The sequence below is a fragment of the Bacillus sp. LR--39 genome, assembly GCF_053613335.1.
Genome location: NZ_JBSIOT010001253.1, coordinates 1 through 589, shown reverse-complemented (window position 1 = coordinate 589; position 589 = coordinate 1). Strand labels below are relative to the sequence as shown.

1 protein-coding gene and 1 pseudogene are annotated in these 589 nt (G+C 46.3%); one reads left to right on the top strand and one right to left on the bottom strand.

What is annotated here, in order from left to right; all coding sequences use genetic code 11:
- Positions 1-424 (top strand): annotated as a pseudogene (gene minJ / locus ACWHAR_RS29780) (cell division topological determinant MinJ); the annotation flags it as partial.
- 47 nt (positions 425-471) lie between these two features.
- Here minJ and ACWHAR_RS29775 read toward each other — a convergent pair.
- On the bottom strand, positions 472-589 hold a 118-nt coding region (locus ACWHAR_RS29775; RefSeq protein ID WP_452088777.1), incomplete at its 5' end, for a hypothetical protein.

Below are 589 nucleotides of genomic sequence, written 5' to 3'. Positions count from 1 at the left end.
AGTTCTCGGTGCAGCGAGCTTACTGTGGACGCCGCTTGCGGGTGCAGCGGTCTGTACCGCTTTGTTAGGGCGTATTTTTCTGTCCATAAAGCAAAGAGTGAATGATAACGCGGCTCCGTTTTATTTCTCGAAAAGGGATCAGGGCTTAATGGTGCTTGGGATTATCCCCAATACGCCGGCTGAGGATCTGGAATTGAAAATCGGGGAAATCATAACGAAAGTCAATGGCATACCGGTTAAGAACGTTTCTGATTTCTATGAAGCGCTTCAGCATAACCGTGCATATGTGAAGCTTGAAATTATCGGTTTGAATGGAGAAATTCGTTTTGACCAGCGAGCTTCTTATGAAGGAGAACATCATGAATTGGGCATCCTCTTCGTAAAGGATGACCGTGAAGACGAAGCAGTCGCTTCGGGATCATAAAAGGCAGCCCGGCACCGCAGGATGATGCGATGCCGGGCTGTTTTGTGTTACGCTGAGTTTTTTTCTATCCGTGCCGTTTCATCAGATTTGATGCCCAATGAAACAAAAACGCCGATGATGGATACAGCAAAGAGAATCATAAATAGGGTGTGATATCCCGAAATC